8 protein-coding genes are annotated in these 23,662 nt (G+C 61.3%); 1 reads left to right on the plus strand and 7 read right to left on the minus strand.

Annotated features, from left to right (window positions below; translation table 11 throughout):
- Positions 1-68: 68 nt before the first annotated feature.
- The 3 genes from AC07NI_RS02720 to AC07NI_RS02730 form a co-directional block, all read right to left on the minus strand.
- Positions 69-431: a hypothetical protein gene (locus AC07NI_RS02720; protein ID WP_494615924.1), complete on the minus strand. Its 363-nt coding sequence runs from the start codon at positions 429-431 to the stop codon at positions 69-71.
- A gap of 64 nt (positions 432-495) precedes the next feature.
- A complete protein-coding gene (locus tag AC07NI_RS02725; protein ID WP_494615926.1) occupies positions 496-6,789 on the minus strand; it encodes an NACHT domain-containing protein in 6,294 nt (2,097 codons plus the stop codon).
- Between the two features lie 141 nt (positions 6,790-6,930).
- Positions 6,931-7,356 carry a hypothetical protein gene (locus AC07NI_RS02730; protein ID WP_494615928.1) on the minus strand — a complete coding sequence of 142 codons (426 nt, stop codon included), beginning with the start codon at positions 7,354-7,356 and terminating at the stop codon, positions 6,931-6,933.
- Between the two features lie 192 nt (positions 7,357-7,548).
- Between AC07NI_RS02730 and AC07NI_RS02735 the strand changes: the two genes are divergently transcribed.
- Positions 7,549-8,238 carry a putative phage abortive infection protein gene (locus AC07NI_RS02735; protein WP_494615932.1) on the plus strand — a complete coding sequence of 230 codons (690 nt, stop codon included), beginning with the start codon at positions 7,549-7,551 and terminating at the stop codon, positions 8,236-8,238.
- 93 nt (positions 8,239-8,331) lie between these two features.
- On the opposite strand, the gene AC07NI_RS02740 is transcribed toward AC07NI_RS02735, so the two are convergent.
- From AC07NI_RS02740 to AC07NI_RS02755, 4 genes are all read right to left on the minus strand, one after another.
- Positions 8,332-9,855, minus strand: coding sequence for a hypothetical protein (locus AC07NI_RS02740; protein ID WP_494615938.1), 1,524 nt, complete (start codon positions 9,853-9,855; stop codon positions 8,332-8,334).
- A gap of 61 nt (positions 9,856-9,916) precedes the next feature.
- The gene (locus AC07NI_RS02745; protein WP_494615943.1) at positions 9,917-10,546 is read right to left on the minus strand and encodes a hypothetical protein; all 630 of its coding nucleotides are present in this window, start codon (positions 10,544-10,546) and stop codon (positions 9,917-9,919) included.
- Between the two features lie 66 nt (positions 10,547-10,612).
- Complete coding sequence (locus AC07NI_RS02750; protein WP_494615946.1) at positions 10,613-15,421, minus strand: hypothetical protein; 4,809 nt, start codon at positions 15,419-15,421, stop codon at positions 10,613-10,615.
- Positions 15,418-22,581, minus strand: coding sequence for a hypothetical protein (locus AC07NI_RS02755; RefSeq protein ID WP_494615949.1), 7,164 nt, complete (start codon positions 22,579-22,581; stop codon positions 15,418-15,420). Before AC07NI_RS02755 ends, AC07NI_RS02750 begins: the two co-directional genes overlap by 4 nt.
- Positions 22,582-23,662: the final 1,081 nt, after the last annotated feature.

A 23,662-nucleotide genomic window follows, 5' to 3' on the forward strand; every position in this document is an offset into this window, starting at 1 on the left:
CAGGCTGCGCTAATGAGCGATGAGCCTCATGATTTTAGACTTTATTTCAATCCAATTGAACGTGCCGATTATGATTTTTTCTTGTTTTTAAAGCGAGATGCCCAGCTCGATGGTCTATCATCTAAAGGCTTTTCTTTAACTTCGTCGTCCATGTCGGCGATCTTTTCGGCTATTTCCGCCAGCGGATCGATGTCGCGGAAGAATTTTCGGGCGTCGGTCCCGTACATTCGCGCCACCTCTTCGGTGACGTTGAGGGGAGGCTGCTCGCCTTCAGCCGAAGCGACGACCTCGCCAAATTCGTCGAAGTTATAGAGATCGAGCCGACCCTCATTCTGAGCCGCCTGAAAGGCCTCATACTGGGAGGGCTTGACTGCAACGTAGCACCAGAATGGCCCGCCTGTTTCAAGTTGACCGAACAGCAGCATGATCACGCGGGAAACGTCGTCTGGGTCTGTCATTTTCGAGCCTTGGCAAATTCGATAGGTGGCGGTGGCCCTATTCCACGCCATCGGCGAGGAAGAGTTCGGTGCGCACGATGTTGGCTAGGGCGCCGCAGTCCAGCACATGTCCGTCTTGCTGATTTCGTGTGGCGGGCGCGTAGATAAAGATCGATCGCTGGGCGCGCGGATCCACCAAAAAGTCCTCCAGCGCCTGGCTAGCAGTTCGTCGCGTCTGTGCGCCCGTGCTGGCGTCCCGGGCAAGAATACCCAGAAGGCGTATCGCAAGCAGTTGTGTGCGCGGCCGGTCAGAGGCGAGGGCCGCAGTACAGATCGGCAGCGTTGCGCGTTCGACCCGGCCGACGCCGACCAGACATTGCTCCAGCAAGATCCAGTCGCCGACATCGGGCCTCTGGGAGATCGCAACCAAGGCTTCCACGCAGGCGCGATCTAACGGCCGCAACAAGCAGGCCAGAGCTGTGGCTGTGGCGCTCGAGGTCCCGAACGGTGGCGCCTCTATCAATTGGGCGAGAAAGGCCATTAGCCCGGCCTCGCTCTCCAACTGCTTCTTAAGGGCCGCGGCCACCAAGCTTGGCGAGAACAGGGCGAACTCCACACACGTCGCTGCGATAAGCCCGCCAAGTTCGTAGTCCCTTCGCGAGGTCTTTGTCAGGTCGACAAGGAGCTCCGTGACCAGATGCACAGCGTCCGCACCGAACGGGCCTGCGCCGAGAGCGCGACAAGCCTTTCGATGATGACGGAAGGGCACACCTTCCCCCGCCGCCCGCGTTTTTGCGCCCAAGAAGGACTCGAGGGCGGCGTAGTTTGCGGATGGGTCGGACATGGGCGTGCGAATATCCAGCTGTGCTGTCTCCAGCTGGGTGTAGAAGGCGCTGGCGAGGCGTTCCTTTCGCGGCTCGCTGCGGCAAGCCTCGTCGACGAGGGCGCAGAAGTCCTCCCCTCCCTTGGCGAAGATTCGAAATGGCGCGGTGTTGTTGGTGGCGCCGAGGTTCTGAACCGTCTGCGCTAGGTTCTCCGCGGTAAACGGGCGCCGCGCAGGCCGGGTCACCGCGCCAGTATCGTCTCTCTCCTCGTCAACCTTTTGCGTCAGATCGATCGCGGCGAGAGCGATAAGCATCTGAGCCTGAAGTTCAGGATCCTTCCCCGGCATGCGAGCTTGTAGAGCTTGCGTCGCCTCGGCGGATGTCCAGGTTAGATGCTCGAGGATGAAGCCGACGGCGGGCTCGTCGTCGGGATTGTTGTCGATGTGATCGAAGAGCTGAGAAATCACCGCAGCGTCGGAGATCCGTAGGTCCATGATCAAGCAAGCGGCGACGAGGCGCAGTCTTGTCTTCTCGGGCCCTACGGCCTTTTGTCCCAGCCAAAGCAGGGTGTCGAAGCCCATGTCCTCGAAATCTGTGTCGGGGGCAGGGCGCTGTACCAGGGTGCTGCCCCGGGTCAGCATCAAGCTGGCTTGGGCGGCCATTTCCTCGTCATCCGCAGCTATCGCAAAGAGAAGCGGCTCCAAAACCCTCCGGTCGCGACGGGGGCGACCTTTGGCGATGGCCAAGGCGGCGATCCAAGCCAGGGGATGCTCTGGGTGATCAAGCCATCGCTCGCACGCGAAGATGCTGTAGCCACAGGTGATGTAGGTGCGTTCGGCCAGCGCGACAGAGGTCAGCTGCAGGGCATGCTGATCTTCAGCCTTGGCCAGGTCCGCCAGCTCATCGGCTATAGCGACGGTCAACTCCACCTTTGGCGCCGTGGTCGCCCAATCAGGCAGGCTTTCCTCCTGCATGCGCGAATAGGTGTCATTGGCCGCTGCAGATCCGAGGCTGGACAGCAGATCCAAGCAGGTTTGCGCCACGTAGAGGATGGCGCGCGCGTCGCCGTACTCAGCCGGTAAGCGGCAGAGGCTGGAGGCGAGGCGACCAACGCCAAGGCGTTCGGAGAGAGGTCCGACGTGGCCGATTTGCGCTGACATCTCAGGCCGCCTTGAGAACAGCCGCGCGGCGACGCTGGCATCAATCAGCCGCTCTTGCGGACACGCTATCATGTCGATAGCCGCCAGCGCCGCTTCGAGTAGCTGAGCCTGCGGATAGCCTGGTTGCCAGGCGAGCCTAACCAATGCGCGCCAGCGCTGCCCTGGATCGAGAATGGCGCCTGCAGCTTCGAGCGCCCTCTGCCTATAGGTCTCGTCGTCGCCAGCGCGCGCGAGCTTGCTCAAGCGTTCGGCAATGTCCAGTCGAAGCACTGGATTGGTGATGGCCGCCAGATGGGCGCTAGCCTCCTCAAACCCGCTTTCCAAGAGACCAGTCTCGTACAGGCCTAGGGCAAAACGCGCCGAATGATAGGGCTCGCCAGCGGATGCAACCTGCTCTGCGGCTTGTGCGATCGACATGCGATTGGAGATCACACTGCGCGGTAGGACAGCGAAAGGCGCCAGACTGGCCGCTTGAAGGCTGCGAGGTCTGGCTGCCAAGCGGTCAAATAGAGTGCTGGCCTGCGCTGAGCGCAGCATCATGTCGTCGCCTGCGTCGACGCCGCTGGTCATGTCGAGCACGGCCAGAGTGATTTCGGGGGAGGTAGGGTCGAGAGGCCAAGGCGAGCCGACATGACAAGTGTTGCTCGCCTGCGCCCACCCCATGGTCACAGACTCCGGCAGCGCCTGCAGGGCGGTCAGCAAGGTGTTGATGGGGAGGCCGGTTTGAGCGTCGAGCGAAAGCGCTGTGGCGTAACGTGCGTCGTGAACCTCTAGGCCAAGCAGCCGGTAAGCGATCCTTTCGGTGAATAGCCGGAGCGTTGTCGCCTCCGCAGCGTCGGAGACCTTCAATGGTGTGCGCGGTGAGATCTTGGCGACTGTGTCCAGCGCCTGGAGTAGGGCCACTTCGTCTTCAGGCTTGGCTTGCAGATTTGCTGCGACGTGATGGCCAGCGTGGGCGATCGCATCCTCCGCCAGAAGTAGCGTCCGGCGCAAAAGGTTGTCCAAGGCGGCGGCTTGAGTTGCGGTCAGTTTGCCGAGAATCTTGCCGATCGGACTGCGGCCGTCCGTATCATCTAGGGCTTGCGCCAATATATCCTGAGCATGGCGCTCAGGGTCTCGTAGCCGACTAGGGATCAGGGCGTAGAGTCCTCGCCTAATCCATCCCGAGGACGAGCTCTTCGCTCGAGCGAGGGTGGCGGCCTTGGGACTCAGCGGCGCCCATAACGACGGGGTTTGCGCCGACAAATAGGGAGGGATTTCATCCTTGAATGTCGGCTCAAGAACAAGGTCGAGATTTTGGGCGATCCGATAGACAGGATCCTCATAGCCGTAGGCCATTCGCAGCTCAGGATCGTGCTCGAGCAAGGTGTGACGAGCACCATCGTTCAGAGCTAGAAACCTCACCATACGGCGGTGATCGACGAGGAGGGCGGCGCGCCCAAGATTGTCGAAATCGCCATGAAGGGTGCGCAGGATTAGCCCGCTTCGCTGCTGTGGATCGTCAATCTCAAGGGCGACATCGTGGGGTGGTGCATAGGGGAAGGTAGCTAGACGTGCTTGCGCCCCGCTCTGGCGCTTCATGTAGTCGTCGACATTGGCGTCATGGAGCTTGAACCGACTGAGGTAGCCGCGTCGCCCGCGAACGGCGCGCTGCCTGAGCACTTCGTAGATGGAGGCGTTGGCCTCGAACTCGGCCACCTTCGCAGCATCGGTCTCCGAGAACTCTCCTTGGTAAGCGACGATCGTTATCTCGATGATCTGGGCCTTGCCGTTGCTGGCCAGTTCGCCATGCCTGATCTCGCTGAGAACTTGACGGCGCGCCAGCTTGATCGGCAGGCCATTGGCTAGGCTGTCGTGGAGCTCGGCCGCAGCCAGCGCCTCTTCCAGCGCCGGCGTGCACCAGTGCCGGTCTAGAATAATCCGCGCCAACGTCGTACTGGCCGTGGCCGGTCCATCGCGTAGTACTGCGGCGATAGCTGCTTCCAAGCGCTGAGGATCGCGTTGGCCGATATTGTAGAGAGCGGCCATGGCGCGGGCGCGGGCGAAGGCTGGGATGGTAGGCCAATCCAAATTTCCAAGGTCGGCGACAAGCGCGCGGATCACCTCCTCGAGTACCTCTTCACTGGGCAGGTCTGGCATTTCCAACATGGCTTCGGCCAGGAAACGGCCGATTCGGGCGCGGTCCGCAGGTGCGGTCTTAGCGACGAGCAAGGCTTCGAATAGCGCATCACGCGCCTTGGCCTTGTCGTCGCCGGCGTAGGCCGAGGAGCCGAGCATCAGCAACAGGGGCTCGCGCCAGCGCGGATCGACGAGTTGCTCGACGAGATCCTGGCCCAAGGTCGCGACCTCGCTGAGCCAGCGACCCGCAAGGAATTCCTGAAAGGTGCGATGAACGAAGGCCCATAACTCAGGCGCACGTTCGATCAATAGATGCAGTGCGCGCTCATTTTCCGTTAGAAAATTGGCGACCATCACCGACCGCGCATGGTTGCCCCGGATCTCTGGATCAATCTCTTTAAGGCGGGCGACTAGGCGGTCGACCAGATCGCTTTTGGCGATGAGCGGTGGTCCATCGCTGACATGAAGTTCGTAAGCCACTTTGGCGAGCCAACTGGCGATATAGTCGGACGAAAATATCGGTTTTCGCCCTGGCTCCTGCAAAATGGCGGCGAAGGCGCGCTCATAGATCTGGCCGCGATACTCTGGGAATTCGCCTTCACCGTCGAAGGCGCGCGCGAGCAAGGTCGCAAGCAACGGAATGCCCGCTAGATTGGCCAGGCCCCTCCTACCGCTGGCGTAGACCTGCCGGTGTAGGGCTCGCGCCTTGGCGCTGACGTCCTCGCCTGGTCTTGCCGGGGCGCTACGGAAAAGCCGCTCCCAGAACTCCAGAACAACGGCTGGGGTCATGCGGTCAACGACGACGTGGGGCCATTCGGCTGACAGCGGCAAGGCGTGATAGCCGACGATGCGACTGGTCACGATCAGGCGATTGTTGCGGCTGGGATCTGTGTCCGCGTCAGGCGTTGCGCTGGTCCAAGTCTCGGCGAAATCCTCGATAAGCGGCAGGGCAGTGTTGCGATCCTCTTCGGGGACCTCGTCCAATCCGTCCAGCAGGACTACCAAGCGGCCGCGTTTCAGTTCGCTAAGAACGACCTCGTGCGCGATCGTCTCGGCGCCTGGGAATTCCGTGTCATTGACGAGCTGCGCCAACTGCAGGGCTAGGAAGCCGACCAAGTCGCCAACGCCCTTGGTGCGCAGGATGTCACAGAGTTTGGGAATCGAGGTCAGTATAGGCAGGCGCGCAAGGCCAAGGCTCATGTGACGAGGCTGTTCAGCGTCTTCTTGGCCTGAACGTAGGGTCGGATCGACATGGAGGCCTAAGACCTCGACCTCACGATCCGAGGCCCCCGCGTCGTCCAAGGCGCTCCAGCTCTCTGCGAACCGCAGGGCTAGCCATTGCAGCAGGGTGGATTTGCCCGCTGCCGGTTCTCCCAGAATGACCACCCGACCTGTCCGGTCGACAATGTCGGAGAGATTGGTCGGAGCGCCTGCCACCGCCCATGGATCGAATGCCGCCGCCTGTCCCCTAGGCATGCCCGGCATGATTGGGTTTTGTAAAACTCGATTGGCAATCGCCCCGATCCGCGTCAGCCGGTCCTCATGAACCCCGGCGCCCTGCAGCGCGGTCATTTCCTGCAGGGGGTTCAGGAAATCGTTCTGGGCGGCTGCCCTTTCGGCCGCGGAGAGCAGATCGCCGCGAAGCGGAGTGAATACGCTGTCGAGCGCGATTTCCCCCCCGCCGACCAAGCGCACTGATCTGGTTTTCAGGATGGTGTGCCGCATGGCTGCGGCCGCCAGGCGCTGACCAATAGGGCGGGCCGCCCGTTGAACGCGTTCGGCCTCCAGCTGACTACGCATCGCCGCGATCTGGCCGTCGAGCTCACGCCGAGCGTCGAAGAAATTGACGTTGCGGTATGTGTTTGGAGCGTGAGCGTGGGCACCTGGCTCGAGCGCGAGGAGGTAGAAGCCTAGTTTGGGCTTACCCGCAGCCTGTACGGCCTGCGCCGCCAACAGTTCCCGCCAAACGTGGCTGTCCCTTGGGGTGTTGGCGCTTGCCAAAACGATAATCCCGCAGGCGCCTTCAGCCAACGCGCGGATCATCAAGCCGCTCCAGTCGACTAGCTGACTGTCGAAGCTCCACGCAAAGTCGTCGGCGCTCATCTTCGTCAGGCCGTCGATCATATGGGGGCGATCGATCCCCATAGGGATGCCAGCCTGGTGTAGCCTCTCCAGAACCGCCACCAACTCCGGGGAGGTCTTGTCCGCCCCGCCATGTGAGATGAAGAAAAATAGGTTCTCGTCACGCATTGGCATGCGACTGCACGTCCCCTTAGACCGACGTTCCGCGAGCCTACGGCTCTGGATGCAACTGTCGAGGGCGGAAATGGCGCTCTCGTTTTTGGCGCGATGACGTGATCATGAACTTGGGCAGCGATGGTCAGGCGGCGGCTAAGCCAGATCCGCGCAAGGTGCGCCTGGACGCCGTTGAGGCGATCTAAGGTCCCGGTTCTTAAGAGCCGCGAATAGGTAAAGCTGGAAGAGCGCGCCTTTGACCGAAGAGGCCCGTCGATAGGTCGCAGCGGCCTTGATGGCATAGAGGCGTTGGAAGAGGGATTTGCTGACATAGTCCGCCGACGGCCCGTTGAGCGAAGCCTCGAATTCGCGATAGAGCGCAATGTCGGCCGTATCGAGATTTTCGGTGTCGGGGTCTCGCAGTTCGGTATGACCCAACGCCTTCATCGCGCGCAGGATGCCCGCCGCTTCTGTGGCCAGGTCCGCCACCGGGCAGAGCGCCGGCGCGGCGTTTTGGGCGGCGCTTTCGGCGCGGGCGGTGGGCTTGGTCTGGTCGACGATGAGGCGGGCTGCAGCGGCCATAGGATGTCCTTGTGTTTCGAGACGGAGCGCCAGAGCGGCCTCCGCTTTCTAAGGAGCAATCCGGACGCCTTGTATTGCAATCTGGGCTTGCGTATCGGAGGGGCTAACCTGATAGCTGGATCGGGAGCCTAGAACACGCGCCGTGTTCTGAAATATCAGCACGTCAGTGGGGGGAGTTCGGTGGAGCGGAAAGTGATCGCGGCGGCCGGCCTGGGTTACATCACCTGGGCAGCTTTCGTGTTGTGCTGGAGCGGTAGTTTTGTCGCTGGCACCGGCCGTTGGACGATGGAGCAGTTTGGTCAGTTCGGCGACTCTTTCGGATTGCCCAATGCAGTGATGGTGAGTTTAGCGGCCTTCTTTACTTGGCAGGCGCTGCAACACGATCGACAGCAAAGCAATCAGGCTTCAGCGGAGCAAACCTTTTTTCGCCTATTGGAGACCCGGAGCAAGTTGCTTGCACAGATAGAATATGAGGGGAAATCTGGCGTTGAGGCCTTCGAACAAATGCGTGAAGCTGTCGAAGCGGATGGGGTTACCAATATTGCAGAAAATTACGAACATCTGCACAGAGAAGCGAGTAAAATTCTCCATACATACTACCGAATTACCTATCATGCCCTCGCCTTGATCAAGGATCGGTTTGACGCAGATAGTGCATATCGGTTTGCACAAATCCTGAGGGCAGAGCTGTCCCGTTCGGAACAGTTTCTGATCGGTGTAAATGCGGCTTGGAAATATCCGAAGATGCTCAAGCTCGTGGAGCACTTCTCATTGATTCACACGATGCCGATGTCGGACTGGGCTACGCTCAAAGCCGCATTTCCTCATATCGCCGACGATGCTTGGAAGTCCAAAAGCAACCGGGACGGACAGGCAGACTAAAGCGGGAAGTCAGGCGCTGCGGCGGATTCACTCGCCGATAGGGGCTGCTCGCCCCGCGTATCATTTTTTCGGGCTAATTTGATCGGTCGCTGGCTAGCGCATCGTTGCGATCTGCGTCTTACCGTGTGTTGCGATGAAGTCCTTCCAAGTTGGCAAATCGCACGCGCCACTCATTGACCAAGTCGCCCATTGGCCAGGCGGTTCGGCGCGCAGGATAGCCCCGATATTTTCCACCCGTTGGGCGACCACATCTATGGCGTCCTTGGCGACGATTCCTTGGGCGAAGACCACCAAGCTCTGCTCATCATAGCCTGTGGCTGACTGGGCAGAGGCAATGGCATGATCTGCGACGGCGCGGGCGACCTTTGAGCCGATTACATTGTCCAGGTCGAGCACGAACAGTCGGGTGAACGCACTCGTGCCGAATGGCGCGGGCAAGCCGCGCATGGCCGAGAGGCATCGTCCGTTCCGCTCGAGGTATTTGCGATAGGCCGCGGCGATTTCCGCCGAAGCCACAGGACCGCGCAGTTCGGCGCTGAGGCGTGGTATCAGCTTGTGAAAAAGCAGCAGTGTTCGCGTATCGTATTGGCGGATCGGATGTTCGAGCCGGTGCGATTGGGCCAGCTCGATATATTCGGGATCTTGGCTTTCGGCGGCGAACCTCTCTAGTGCGTCGCTGAAGATCTTGAGTTCGTCGGGGTTGTCGTTGGCGGCCACATCGATCTGATAGGGCGCAAAACTCGGGCCGCTTGAGAGCACAATGGCGTCGCCAACATAGTAGGCGGAATCGGTGGCGCTAACGGGCGGCCCCGCCTTGTAGCCTATCTCATTTGCGGTGATCACCGCGTGCAGCCTTGCCACATCACCCTCGAGTGTCGGAACAGAGGCGACGAATGCGCGCGCGTCCTCGGCTTTTCGAGCATCAGACGGCCAAGGGTAATGCTCCATTCGGACGAACTTCAGAACCTCGCGCTCAAGGCGATATCCTCGCTCGGATCTACAGGTCTCTGGTTTGCCGCAAGCGTGCTGGGCTGTGCGCTTGTAGACTTCGTCGATGACGTCAACGGCGCCGCGCTTGGTTCTGACGAGAACGAAGTTGGCGGAATAGAGCGTGTCCCCAACCCGTCCGCCCTGCGGTGGGATGATGATCCTTTGCTCCATTGCCGGTCCGGCAGCCTTTGTTCGCAGCAGAACTTCCCGACTTCCGTCGGGGCGCGCGATGTTGCGCGTCACGCAAGCCACGGACGGGGTGATGGCCGTACAGGTGTAGCCGCCAGCGGGTTTATCGCCCAGGAAAAGCGGGATGTAGTTCTCAGTGTGATCCTTCACCGGCGCCGACATGCGCGCTGTACGAAGATCACGCTGGAAACCGCCCGGGGTGTCGACGCCGCAGTTCTCGGTAATGAGAAGGCTTGCCTTGGCGGGTTGACCGGTCGGGGCCTCAAACTCCTGCTTTTGCAATCGCTCGACGAGCCAGGTGTTCTCGTCGGTTGCCAGTTTGCATTGGTCGCCTGGACCAAGCCGGGCCGATGACATGCCGGTCGTCCGTGCGTCGCCGACGACGGCCAGACCAAAGGCGAGGCTAAGAGCGGCGACGCGAAAGCCGATGAGCTCCACTTTACCCTCCTTCATTGCGATAGGTGTCGGGCGCGCCCGAAGGCGGCGGCTAACAGCGTCCTTACGGGGTAGGGTGATCGCGCAACCACGCCTGACCAACTTCTACGAACTGCTTCCAGGATTGACTGGTAGGGTTGGCGCTAAGGCATTTGCGCCCGACAGCAACGGTGGCCTCGACGCCATTGCGATCGGTCAGGTCGCTGTTGTCCACGGTTTTCAGGATGGCGTAGATGTCCGCACCCGGAAGGTCGCAGATCGAGGAACCGGGCAGCGTGTAACACTCGACGTGAGCGCTATAGGCGTCCTTTTGTAGCTGCGGGCAATTGCAGCCTTGGCTGGTTGCCGGAAGCTTGGCGACTTGGCGTTCCTGCAAGCAGCGTAGCGTCGCGTCACGCCACTTTTGCCCGCTGGCGGTGAAGCTCGTCTCGGCCAGGAAGCGCTCACAATACTTCTTGCCGTAGCTGAGGGCGTAGCCCGAAGAGCCGTAGCCGCATTTACACGTGGCTTCCATGCAGCTGGTGTAGAAGTTGCAGTTGGGCTTGACCGGATTGACGCAGACCGGCGCTGGCGCGGCTAGAAAAGCGATTTCGGTGCGAGCCGTGGCCGCTTGAAAGGCGTTGTTCTCGACTTTGGGCTTACAGGCCGTCAGAGCCAGGAGAACCACCATCAACGCTAGAGGAAGGACGCGCATCTCACCTTGCTCCGTTGTTCTATTGTGCCGATCTGTCGTGACTAGGCGTCGGGGGCGATAAGCGTCCTAGCCCCAAGTTAGGTCGTCGCCGCCGTCCTCCCACGGGGCTAGGTCGACGATCCTGGACATGAACGGGCCCCGTTCGACGAGATTTTTGGTGTCACGTTCGAGCATCACCTCGACCTCTTCGATGAGCAGGGCGTAGCGCCGCCTCCACGTCTTATCGCCGTACTGGTCTCGGCGAAGGGTCGGCAGCTGCATCGACGCTTCCCAGCGCAGAAGGCCGCCTTTGCCTGGCTTGGGGGGCTGATAAAGTTTCTCGGTTTTGCCGCCCGGCCGAAGGGGCTTCCAGCGGATATGGGCGCCATCTACCCCATCCTCGACTTGGTCGCCGGCCACCGCCTCGAGCACACTCAAGTTCAGCATCGGGGTCGCGCGCGTGTCCGGTACGCCGGATCCGGTGTCATTATAGCCCACGCCGTCGACATAGACGGTGAAGTTACTATTTCCCGAGAATTGGACGGTGATGATCCGACTCGGCGGCGCCTGAGCAAACTGAGCGGCCGGATTTGAGAGTTCCAGTCCTTTCACGGCATGAGGTTGCAGCCGGGTCAGTCCCAGCTGCACGAATGGAAAATAGCCGTCGCGAGGATTGATATAGATATCGCAATAATGCCCTTCCTCTCCCTCCTGTGTTCGATACCCGAGCACGCGCACGTCGCTTAGCGTCGTCGGCCCGTCGGTGTCGGACGCTGAGCCCGGAAGCGGCTTGGCCAGATGCAGGGTGAGTGTGTTTTGGTAGACTGGTCCTTCCAAAGCATCTTCGAACTTGGAGGCCGGCGGGATGAAATCCTCGATCCGGACAAGGCCGTCTGATCGTCCGCTGTCGTGAATGGGGTCGCTGCCCCATCGCGTCAGATACTCACCAAACCTACCAAGGCCATCGAGCTGGCAGACATCGGTGATCGTCGCAGGCGGCAAGACAAAACCAAGGAGCTCGCCCTCACCAGAAGCAAACCAGTTGCGCTTCAGATAGATGCGTAGACCGCCTTCCCGGGTATGGACGATCTTGCCTGAGCTGTGGCGCGTCCGGCGCCAGCGGAAGATTGGCAACACCCGTTCGACTTCGGGAGGCGGGGGGCGGAATGTGCAAGGGGTCCAGATTTCGCACGCCAAGTTCGGCTGCTTTTCGGACCGACGCTCGAAGTCGGCGGGGGCAGCTGACGGAAAGTCGTTTGTGAAGCGACTTGTCGCGACAAGCGCCAACTCGAGGCGTCGGGCTTTGCCGTCGACGAAACTGTAGGCGAGGGCTCGAAGCGTTTTTCCGTCCGGACCGTGTGTCAGGTCTACGGGCTTGTTAGTTGGGCGCTCAACCGCTTCGGCCGGTAGCGAAAACAGGGTCGCGGCGCCCTTGCCGACCTTGTAAGTCCAGCGTCCATCATCGTCCTTCTGATAACGTTCGGCGCCGTGCTCTTGCCAATTGGCCTCGCAGCGCACCGCGCCCGTGGTCAAGCGATCGACGACTAGAGAGCCGACGAAGAAGGTCGTTGCGCCGCCCTCGCGGCTCTCCCAAGTGAGCTCGGGCTTGGCGCCTTGGTCCGTGACGAACCGTTCCCACGACGGGTAACCATCGACGCCGCTTTGGGCGCCGATGGTCAAGCAAACCGCTTTCAGGGTGGGCGTTTTGATCATTCGGCCAGGAGCGCTGGGCTCTGGCGACGAGGCGTAGTTGAAGTATGGCGCTTCCAGCGGCCGTTTAACCGCATGGGTGACGCGAATGGAAACGCTGTCCTGAAGCAGACCCAGAGGACCTTCCTTCTGGCTCGCTGTGAGAACATTTCCTGCGCTTAGCTTGGCGAGCGCCTGGCTCAGCGCGCCTTCGGCTGACGCCGCTTGCGCCTTGCCGAGCGTTACAAGCGCGCCTTGAGCCACCGCATGCTCGGCGAGGATCCTATCTGCGTCGGTGTCGCACCACAGTTGAAGGCTAGCGGTCTCTCCAGGGGGAAGCTCGATCGTCAGCTGCGGAACCTTAACCTCCCGCCCAACCGGCTCGACGGAGATCACTTTCTGGCCCGCACGCAGCCGGCCCCGTTTGGTGCGCTTCGATGGTGGTGGGGCAAGGATCCCGGCCAACTCGACATGGATCACCTTGGAAGCGCGCGTCGGCGCTGCGGAGGCCCAAAACTCAATAGGATTGTCCAGACCATCAAACACATTCTCGGCCTTGTCGTCGGCGAGAAGGCGGGCTTGAAGGCGTCGCGCTAGAGGGTCTGGATAATATTGTGACCGCAGCGGAGGCTCGCCCGGCGTGGGCTTTTTGTCTCGCAACACCAAAACCGAGCCGCGACTTTCTGTGACGGTGTTTGATGGGTTAGGTGTCTGGCCGGGCGCCCGGAAGGACCATCCATTGCTACGGGCGAGCGGAAACTCGCCGGTCATCTCTTCGCGTACGGCCGTCAGGTCGGGGCCAACCAACGCGCCCTTGGGAATATCGTCGGGATCGCGATCGAAGACGCCGTGTTGTTCCGAGACCGTGAAGGGCGCTTGCGGGGGGGCCAGGAAGCGCGGCGTGGTCGCACCTGTGTCACGGATAACCAGATCATGAATAGACTCGCCGGGCGGCATGCTGGCGCTGTCAACCAGGCGCTTGTCGTTCCACGCCAAAAGGACCTCTGGGGCCCGAATGGGCTCGTGGCGCCTAAGGACATACGGCTTGTCGCCGTCTCCAAGCCGCAGAGGCGAGTTGAGGTCGTCATAGCGCAGCGCCGCCGCGGCCAATGTCGGACCACAGCCATGATTGAAAACCATCCGCGCACCCAGCAAGTAGCCACAGCTAGCGCGGAACGGCGGGATAAGGCGTAGCGGATCTTGGGGGAGGTCCACCATCAAGTCGATGGCCAGTGTTTGCGACGCATCAAGGGTGGTTTCGGCGCCAATGGGTGGCGGAATTGGATCGCCTGGTTTGAGGCCCGATAGATCCGGTTCGGCTTGACCGGGGACGCCGAGACCGTCGCCGTGCCAGACCATCAAAGTGTCGTATGACTCGATAATACAGGTGCCGTTGGCTTGGGGATGTTCGCCGGTCACGGGAGACACCATCCCGTCGTCGCGCGCGCTGACCGCTTTGACGCTCGCCAGCTCCATGAACCCTTTAGCGACATCGCGGTCGATGGTCGGGTCACCGGCATCGACATCGCGCTGGTACTTCACATCACGGCCGCAAAGCCCGCGCCAACGCCCCGCTGTTGGGAACTTGGGGCCCGCGCCAGGCGGAAGGGTAGCGACGTCGATGCGATAGCCCTGCAAGAGATCCTCGGCATCGCGAATATGAGGCTGTTGCTGGTCTGACGGCTTGCCGATGTTGAAGGTGGAAATAGCGTCGATGAGATCGCTTCGATCTTTGCGAGCTTTCTCGAAAGCCACGCGATCATTGTCGATCAACGCAATGCCCATAGCCTCGCGACGAGGCAGTGCCTTGCCTTCGGCCATAGGCTGACCTTCCAGCTTGGCCGCAGCGATGTCTTCGGCTTTGCGCATGCAGGCAGCGGCCATGCGCACCGCATCATCCGCTACGAGCTCAAAGCGGTTCGATTGCGCGCTCGTTTTGGCCTGAAGGCGAACAAGACCCCTTTCAAGCCAGGCGTCCTTGGCGCCCTCGTTCCGAGCTGCGGGACCAAAATAGTCGGACGTCCGGATGTAGTGCGTCCAAACCACCTCCTCGCCTTTAGGCATCGCCGGGCCTGAAATATCGACAGCCAGCACGCCTTGGGCGGTGGGGGCGGCCGCCACAAACGCCGCCTCGTCAATCTCCAGGTCGATGACCAAACGCAAATACTTGGCCAGGCTTGGGTGGCTGAGAATGGCGGCGAACTTGCGCCCTGCGATCTCGCGCGGCGTGTCGGCATCGAGCGCGGCGTTGAGGGTTTGAACGCCACAGGCTTGCAGCGTTTGATCCAAGCGGTGCATTTCCTCCGCCAGATCAACACAGGCCTGCTGCTGGTCGATCAGCATGGAGGGGGCGTCGAGGTCTTCGCCGCGCCAGAAGTCTGTGTCGAAGACGCGGTCGACGAGATGTTCGGCCGCCGTCACGCCGTTGCGCGCCGCGACAAGCGGGCCTACCGGCGCGTGCGACGGCTCGGCCCTACAAAACAGACCGCCAAGTCGCGTCTGATGATCAGCGACACGAATGGCGATGTCCTCCCGCGGGCGGGGCAGTATTTCGAAAGGCAGCTTGCGGCGACTGGCAAGGCGATCGTTAGGGTCCAGACTGGAGCGTCCCATCCAGCTGGCGTACTGGCTCAGCCACCAGGCGCCGCCAGGGGTGGTCGCATCGAACGCTGGGCGTTGATCGGCCGTAGAGGACGGATTGATTTGGCGCCGCAAGCGTTCAGCCAGCGTCGCGGCCACCGCCGATTGCGTTAAGGTATCCATGGCCTTGGCGATTTGCGCCGTTTGGAAGCCGACCACCTTTGAAACCGTGGTTGCTTGCGGGCCCGCGTGGCCATCCTTCAACACGTCAGCCAAAGCTTGAAGCGGATCGGAACCGCCGGAGAAAATCCGGCCCCAGAGGGTTTGGGCGCGGTCGACATAGGCGTCGCCGATATCGGCAACGGCGCCGCTGATGACCCGAGTCGCAGCAACGTCCCTGCGATCGATATTGCCAGGCGCATCGACGATGTCGCCCGCGATCAGCCGCAAAGACTTGGCGCGGTTGGCCAGTTCCTCCGGCCAGCGCGTGAGATCGATCGTTGTTTCCCCCCGTGGATGAGGGCTGGCCGCCAGACTGACACGCAGCCGGCGCGGCTTGTTCTTTTCTTCGATGAATCCGTCGGGAACGACGATGAAGCGGACCCCGACCAATACGGGTTGGCTCATGTTTGAATCCCCAGGAGATCGAGAGCCGTGCGTTTGCGAAGCTGGTGCCATCCGCCAATCTTGCGGGGTACCTTGTTGACCGCTGTGCGGTCGTTAGGCCCGGCGAGCGCCGCGCACTCCCATCGGTTTTCCGCGAGGTGGGTCTGCGCGGTCTGCTCGTTGCCGCCGCGGATGGTGTATTGGGCCGTGACGCTGTAGCGAAACTTGACGAAGCCCACCGAGAAAGTGAACCCGTACTGCGTCTCGCCAAACATGTTCTGACCCTGCTGATGGATCAGGACGCGGATGTAGATGCAGATGCCAAAGCAGCCGATGCTGCCTTCGCCGACAGCTTCGATCAAACCTGTGAGTTCGGTTCCCTTGGTTGTCACGGCAACACTCATGCCGGTCACGATCCGCCCCTGTGCCTTTAGGGGGCCAAACGCGATCGCGGCGACGCCGCCAAAACTGAAGCCCAACTCCATTGAGACAAGACTACCGGCAGCGCTTACGAGCGAGACGAAGCCTCCACCGCCATAGGGCGCGCAAGCAATCAGGAACGGGCGATCGGGGCTGCCGAGATTAAAGGTGAAGCGGGCCTGCTGCTTGGGGTCTTTTCCCTCGATAAACGGGAGCACCGCCCCAACCGCGAAAGAGACGTTCAGGAACTGCAGGTTTCCAAGCGTAATCAGGCCCGCGTCGAAGATGTAGCCGGCCTCTATGCCCGGTGTCGCCAGGGTCGGCCGCACATAGAAGCCGCTACCGCTCGGCGCCAGCCACGCCTGGAGGGGTTCGATGAATTTCAGCTTGGGGCCAAGCGTGACCTTATCGACGGCCACCTTGAGGCTCGGCGCGCAGCCGTTCTGGCTCACGAAGTCGGCCCCGCTAAAGCCGATCGTGGCGACATCGCCACCAAAAAGGGAGACACTAAAGGGGGATAGGCGGCCCGTGACCGTTACGCTGCGCGTGTTGTTGAGAAAATCCACCGCGATCCGGGTCTCGATCTGGAGATCCTGTTTCGGGCGGGACGGCTCCATGCCGAAAACGGCGCCCGGGGTGAATTTCGGTAGTGTCGCATTCCAGAGGTATTTCGTCTCGACGCTGGTCGGCAGCAGCTTGGTGACGATGTCCTGGAGTTCGGCACGAACGGCGGCGATATGTTTGTCGATTTCGAGCGCGGCCTTCAGGTCAGCGCGCAAGACCGAATTGACGATGGCCGCAGTGGCCACTGCCACCTCTGACAAGCCGATTTTGCCGCCTTTCCACCGGGTAGCCAGTGGCGCCATGGCTGCCTGGAAGGCCGCGAGGTCATTGGCTCCCGCCGTCGCGGTGATATCGGCTTGATCAGCAGCGAAGGATGCGGCCGCGGTCCGGAAATTGGCGACCAAAGCGTCGGGCGGCACGGTGGGCAATATTCGATTTTTCACCGCCGTCTCAACAAGGCGGACGAGCTTTGCGCACAGATCATGTAGCGCCAGCAGGCGCGCGGCGACCTCGTGGGCCATGCCCTGGAAGCGCGTCAGCATATTTGCGGCGATCGGCTCAGGAAGAGCGACCGCTTCAAGCACCTTCGCGATCAAGGCGCGTTCGCTATCTTGTACGTAGGCGACGACCTGGCCTGCGACAGCGTCGAGTTTCGCAGGGCTGTCGACCGCCAAAAGGGCCGCACGCAAGCTGACAGACTTTTGGAGGAGCGCCGCACGACGATCGCGCAGAGCCTGCGTATAGGCAGCCTGCCCCGGGAGGGCGGTGATAACGTCGTCGATCTGCGTTTTGACCCGCATCCAAACGCCCGGGCCACCAACCGCTTGGATACTCGTGATCAGCCCTAGGAGCGAAGCGGCTGCAACCGCCATGGGCTTGAAAGGATCAGGAGACGGGGCGGAGGGGAGGGAGGCCTTGAGCTGAACCATCCAGCTGGCAACTTGTCGCGCAAGATCGGCGGCGTTCCCACGCTCGCGCAGCAGCGCTTCAACATGGTCAAGAACGCTGGCGATATTCTTACAGACGCTCGGATCGGTGGCGACGTTGAGGTTTAGATCATGAAGCTTTGCCTTATGGTCTTTCAGGCGCTCGACGCAGATATCCAGCTGCGCCAGCAGCCTAAGGATTGCCGTCTTGGCGCTTTGAGCCCGCGCAGGCGCGGCCGGCGGGATCGCGATGGCCATCGTCTGGGCAGTAATGCTGTTGACTAGGCTGTCTGCCGCGACGAGATCGCCGAGCAACCCGCCGGCGGCGTCGTCTGCGAAGGCCAGCAGAGGCGCTACGGTTTGTTCGGCCACCTCGTGGCACCATAGACCAGCCTGTCGTCCCAGGAGCGCGATCTGAGTGAAAGCGGCTTGTTGAACGAGAGCGGGAAGCACCTCGGCCAGACGGCTGGCGAGGGTAGCTAGCATGGCTATGCGCGAGCCGTTCTGGATGAGGGGCTTTAGCCGCTCGCGCACCTCCTTCAGCATTACAGATACGGCATCGATGGTCGCTATGACGACCGGGTCGATAACAGCGAGTTCAAAGGCGGCGATGACGGCTGTGGCGTCTTCACCGGCCTGGACGACGAAGGCGGCTGATTGCGCTTGGATGGCGACCTTCAGAGCCGGGCCTACGGCTTGCAGTTGAGCTTCGACATCCGCAAGCTGAGCAGCGATCGTCGCAGGCGGCGCTCCCAAGGGCAGGACCTTGGCGTCAAGAATCTTTCGAGCAGCTTCGAAAACTGCACGGGCCAGGAGGCCCTGTGTTTTAGCGTTGAGAATATTTAGGGCGTCGACATCGCTGGGCTGGATCAGCCTGTCGATGAGATTGTCAGCCGCGCGCTGCAGGATGGTCTCTACCCGATCGAGCAGTAGGCCTTCTTGGAGGATGATCCGGCCCGTCGTTTGGGCCTCCAACTGTCGCACCGTCATCAAAGCGGTGGTCAACGGCGCCCCGAACGCCTCGGAAAACAGCGTCTCGGGCAAATATTGAAGGCTGGTGGGATCCTCAACGATCCGAGCGCAGGGGAAGGTATCGGCGCCTAACAGCGGGCCGTCCAAATCTGCCGCGTCGAGATCGTGGCATATCTCGAGCATCCTTGGCGCAATGGCCTGGCGGTATAGCGTTGCCGCTATCGGCGTTAAGGCGTCCTCTGTGAGCGCCTTCAATTGCTCCCATGCAGCGGCAAGATCGTCGATGTTGCCGCGCACCAAGGGCGGCACAGGGTCCTGGCGAACGTGATCGAGCTCGGCGAGCAATCCCTTGGCGGTAGACATCAGTGCCGCTACCGCCTCGGGAATATTTGCTTTGGGGTTGGAGACTGCGGTTACCGCGTTCTTCAACGCATCACGCGTGTCGGTCAGCCACCGGTAAAGCGCCGGGTAGAGCTTGGCGCCTGTGTAGGTCCCAGACAGCGTGGCTTCGAGAGCGGAAATGAAAGCGTTGATCGGACCTAGGGCGGCTTGCGCCACGCGCCGGACGGTATCGGCCAGGTCCGCCTGAACGGCCGCGCCGTAGCCGACCCGTTCCATCAATTGCGGGCCGTCGGTGAGAGCGGCGTCTCGGACATATTTGCCGAGATCGACAATGCTCAGCAATTTGCCGCCGCTGAAGAAGCTGCTGGGTGAGAGCTTGTTCTGGAGAGCGTCATCCAAATTGTAGGCGCCGGGCGAAGCGGCCCCTGCGGTCAAGCCTTGAGGGCTACGCGGGTCCTTGGCGCCGACTAGCCCGGTCTTTCTCGAAAGGGCGGCTACAAAACTGTTGGGTTTGGCGATGCCGCCCGTCGCCGGCCCGTTGGCGTCGACATCAAGCTTTAGGCCTAGTGTGAGGACGTTCAGATAGAGCTCGGCCGGATTGCCTTGCGTTACATCCGGATCGAAGCCCTTTTCGAGGTATCGCTCGTTGAAGCTAACCTTGATCAAGCCCTGCGGTTGTCCAAGAAGTCGATCAAGACTTTGAACATTGACCAGAGCGGTCTCAACGATCGGATAGAACGGCGGCTGATCGGCGCCGTTCATCTTGGGGTCCATGTCGAAAAACGGCTCAGACGATCCGGGGGCTATCCGGCCGCTGACGCCCAACGTCCAGGAATCCGTGTCGAAACAAGTTTCGCCTGCGGTCGCCTCGGGCGCGTAGCGCCGCCTTAAGCCGTTGAGCCTAGCTTGCCTCAAGGGTGAAGCTTCACCGTTCGCAAGTTTCAGGTCGTTGTAGTAGCGCGCCACCAACGGCAAGGCTGGCGAAGCCAACATGCTCTGCGAGATGAAGAGCAGTCGACTGCTTATCGGCGCCGTATCCTCGTCTAGGGACCATTTGAACTCGACATCGCCATCGTCATGCCCTTGCTCTACGCCTGGCTTGCGGGCGGTAACGCGAGGCCAGAACACTATTTCCTGCGGCTCGGCGCCTGGCAGATAAACCCGGCCATTTTCGCTGACGTATACCTTATCGATCGGGGCAGACGAGCATGAAGAGCCTGGGTCGGGGTTGACGGGCATCAGATCAGGCGTGCGCAGGGTGCGCATGACAAGTTGCCGCGCGGGGAAATCGCGACCCCCTCGCGGTTGATTGACCGCTGGGAATGTCTTGTGAGGGTGGCAGACGATGAAGCTTCGTCGAACCGGGATCGCCACCACACCGCGGTTTGTTTTTACAAAGCGACGTTCGACCAAGCTAACCAGTGAAGCCGGAACGCCCAAGGGCAGCAAATAGCCCTTACGAACGAGCTCGACGCGGATATCCCGGCCAAGCTGAGAAATATAGTCGACCCTCTCCAGATCTGGTGGACGTGGCCAATCCTCAGGCTTCCCGGGGAAGTCCTTGGGGCGAACAATTAGCGGGGGAATGCCGCGCCACTGAGCTTTGACGCTTGCGCCCCAAGGTGTGAGGACGACGTTGGCGTCTTGGAAGGGCTCGGCCAAAGCGACCCCAACATCCTTCGGGTCCAACTTGGCGCCGACGCCCAGGACATAGTCTTTAGAATTCAGATAGTCGTAGGATGCATCTGGTCGTACGACGCCGCCCCGAATAGGCGCTGGTGGCGGGCCTTCACCCGGCTTTTCGTCGGCCGGCGCCCGGAGCAACGCGGGCACGCCATAGACGGAAGTTTGAAGGATCAGCTCCCAGTGATCCTGCGCCGTCATGGCTTGAAGTTGATGGGGCGGCTGCGGGGTCTTCTGGTTGTTGAAGGCTCCTGGCGCCAGGAGCTCTGACCAGATCGCCCGCAGAGTGGATTCTGGTTCCTCTAGTCTGGCGTGCCAGAGCGGCGTCCAACGATTTGGTGGCGGCGGCTCGACCCAAGTGGTGTCAGCTTTGGCTGAGGTTTTGCGGCGACGTGCGCCGGGGGTTAGCCAGCGCCCCTCAGGGCCGGGCGAAAACAGCAGATGGCTGGAAAGCTCCAGGCAAGTTTGCCGCTCAGTGGGAGCGGACAAGCCTTTTGCGATCGCGGCCATGGCCGCCTCCGGAGTGTCCTTCTTGCCAACGCCAGAGTGCTTGAGCTGTTCTTCAACCGGTGCGCCGGGCTCGGGAAGGGCTCGCTCGTGAACGAGCATCCCAAGATCGGCCCAGTTGGTAAGGTTCTCGATCGTCAGATCGAAGTCGGCCCATTGCGCATCCGTCGCGTCCGCCGTGAATACGACGCGGCTGGGCTTAGCGAGGCGGGTCGCGCTCAGGCCGATTTTGCCGGGCGCCGGACAAGCGTTCACCTCCTGGGCTTCCAGAATAGTCTCCGCCACGTGTTGGGGCGGAAAGGTCACGATGATCGTGGATGCGGCGGCTGGATTTTTGCGGGTCAGGCGCGCTTGGCCGATATAGGGCGGAGCCTGCCTGCTGGCGTGAAGGACATAGTCCGGGAAGCTGAACGTCAGGTTCAGCATGTCGATGCTGCGCCTTACATTGAACGTCATGTCCCGCGTGGCGGCCACTAAGAAGGGCTGGCCCTTGCAGAGCCAGATCATATTGAGGGGCGGGCCAAAGCGTTTGACGCCGTCGTCGTAGCCAATAATCGTGGGGCAATGGGCCTCAGCGCTTTGTGGCGAGGCGAGCATCACCTTGATTGGTGTTCCGCTTGCTAAAACGGTGGCGCTGTCGGCGCCCGCAACGGGGAGCGCGATCTTTTCAAGGCGGACCTCTGCGAAGATGTCTTGCTGCCGGCCACCACCCAACTTGGCGAAGAATGGCGCTTCGTCGTCTCCGCTTACGGTGACGAGCAGATCGCCAACATTCAACGCCTGAGGTGCGCGGGCTACTCGGGCGCCAATAGCGGCCCGAGGTTGGAGGCGACCGTCGCTCGGAAAGGCGATAGCCGCCGCCTCCAGCCGTAGACTATGCGCCTGATCTTCCAATGAGCTACCGCTACGCGCCAACACACCGCTGCGATCATGCACGAGCACGCCAGCCGGACCGCCAGTGTCATCAAAAACCTCTCCCTCTAGACGCCCAGACGCAGAGCCGTCGAAGGACCAGCGACCGTCGCCGCGGGTTCGACCCAAGGCCAAGGGCCTTTCATCGAACTTCGGATTGATCAGGGCGTAACGGGTCGCCCGCCGGCGGCCTGCACGCTTGATGAGCTGGCGATAGCTATCCAGATCGGGGCCGACTGCCTTCAAGTAAAGGCCGTCAGCAGTGCAGGGCAGTGCGCCGTCTAGCCGTACGCCTTGAGGGGATGCGATCCGGATGTCGAACGGGGGAGCGATTTCCCAAGTCGCCAACGGCGCCTCGATCGTTTCGCGGCCGAGCTTGAAAGTCTTCTTGGTCGTGGACCCAGCCAGGACATCCGTCCCGCCTAACCAGGCGCCAAGATCACACGTCGCGCCGAAGCCAAGAGCGGGCGCAGCAAGCCGAATTTGCCAGCTGCTCGCCGCTCGTCCTATCGACGCTTGGAAATCTACGCGCAGATCGGTCCCGGCCAGGAACGCCTTGCGCAAGGAGAGAGAAATCCGCTCGCCTACCTGTTCGGCAGAGACTTGCGCATCTGGGCCAAAGAGGTTCGGGTCGATGATCCACTGCTGGTTGCCAAAGCGTACGACGTAGCCTGCCCCTAACGGCTCTAGGACAGGAGGAGGCAAGCGCGAGGCAGCCGCCAGGCTTGGCGCGCCCGACAGTGAGCCAACGATCGCGAAAAGCCCGCGTCGAGTGAACGCCATCGAGAAGCCGAAGTCGTTGCTTTCTGGCTTTTTAAAAGCGCGATCGATAAGGCGGGACCTAAGACGCCGCACAGCCAGCCTCCCTGTTCCATCGCGTGGAACGTGAGCAGCAGAAGAGGCTCGCAGCTATATAGGCCAAGGCTTCCCCTGAGCTCAGTGTTGATATGATTTGAAACGAGAATGGTGTTGACCGGGAAGCAATGGGCCCGGTGATTTTCGCTAGTGGCGAGAGAAGTCAATGAGGCCCATAAGTACGAAAGACGCGGAAACGCGACGCGGTACTTTTACGGATACTGAGGCGTGGCTAACTTAGGCCCCGATAGACAAAGCGGCGTAGAACCAGGCTTGAAATACCTAGTCAGCCAGTCCCGATTAACCAATTTCGCCTCAGCTCAAGCTTGTTGTCAATCATTAAGGGTGCCTCGGCGCGGCGCCATTCAGAATTGTCTGTTGCCTAGCGGATGGGCCGAGGGCTGTGCAGATTGATCGGGCAGTATGGAGATGCAGCCCTCGCCTGACGTCTTGGTCGAGGATCATCAGGTTGTGGACGAGGCCTGCGTGGCGCCGGCGTCTCGATCTTCCTAGTCGCGAATATTGAGGCTGGCTTGGGGCTCTGCCCACGGCGCACTTCGGATCGCCTTCCGCCCAGCTTCGGTTGCTTTGCGCCCTGCAGCCGGGGCCCCGCGAAGGCGTCCCTCCGTTTGCACCCCCGGTCTCGCCGACGGGCAAGGGTTCGATGACGAACCCCTGCCTTGACGGAGGAGCCCATGACTAGGACCGGTGAAGACCTTGAGCCCCGCATCTATGTCGCGTGCCTTGCCGCCTACAACAGCGGCCAGCTCCATAGCGCTTGGTATAGAGGTTGACGATGACGCCGAAACGGTGCGCGCGGCCATCGCTACGATATTGGCCGCCTCACCCCGCGGACCCGCCGCGCCTTCGCCGGCCTGGTCGAGCGTCACCCTGAGTTAGCCTGGTTCTATGTCCGCCTGCCGGCAGATCCTGCGGCTGCAGACCTGCGGCGGGTCGGGTAGGGGGCGGATCCGCCCACAACGTCGCGGAAACAGATTCACAGCCGGGGAAGCGATCCTTCAACGTGGGTTCAGCTCCAGACCGTGGGTAGGAACTGGGGTGCGGCTTCAGCTAAATCGCG

The sequence above is a fragment of the Caulobacter sp. GW821-FHT10E02 genome (assembly GCF_059415225.1).

Coding starts and splice junctions, on each gene's coding strand:
- AC07NI_RS02725 (WP_494615926.1), bottom strand. CDS start 6,789: ATGCGTGACGAGAACCTATTTTTCTTCATCTCACATGGCGGGGCGGAC.
- AC07NI_RS02730 (WP_494615928.1), bottom strand. CDS start 7,356: ATGGCCGCTGCAGCCCGCCTCATCGTCGACCAGACCAAGCCCACCGCC.
- AC07NI_RS02745 (WP_494615943.1), bottom strand. CDS start 10,546: ATGCGCGTCCTTCCTCTAGCGTTGATGGTGGTTCTCCTGGCTCTGACG.
- AC07NI_RS02750 (WP_494615946.1), bottom strand. CDS start 15,421: ATGAGCCAACCCGTATTGGTCGGGGTCCGCTTCATCGTCGTTCCCGAC.